The sequence below is a fragment of the Anaerovorax odorimutans genome (assembly GCF_024459955.1).
In the GTDB taxonomy this organism is placed as follows: Bacteria; Bacillota; Clostridia; order Peptostreptococcales; family Anaerovoracaceae; genus Hominibacterium; species Hominibacterium odorimutans_A.
In genome coordinates this window covers 1-291 of the sequence record NZ_JANFXK010000135.1, presented here as the reverse complement: position 1 = coordinate 291, position 291 = coordinate 1, and the positions used below count along the sequence as shown (strand labels likewise).

The 291-nt window shown below is 41.2% G+C and carries 1 pseudogene; it reads left to right on the top strand.

From position 1 onward, the window contains the following. A pseudogene (locus tag NE619_RS18205) lies at positions 1 to 291 on the top strand (VirB4-like conjugal transfer ATPase); the annotation flags it as partial.

Sequence of the window (291 nt, the reverse complement as noted above, 5' to 3'; positions counted from 1 at the left end):
AGACCATTTGGCCGGATGGAATCTTTCAAGTGGGAAAAACAAAATATGCAAAGACCTATCAGTTTTCGGATATCAATTATGCGGTAGCCAGTAGGGAAGACAAAGAGGCTATGTTTTTGGAATACAGTGAGCTTCTGAATTCCTTTGACAGTGGTGCAACGACTAAAATCACCATCAATAACCGCAGAATTAACCGGCAGGCTTTTGAAGAAAAAATACTCATTCCCTTAAAAGGGGATGAAATGGACGGCTATCGCAAGGAATATAACCGGATGCTTCTTGAGAAAGCGA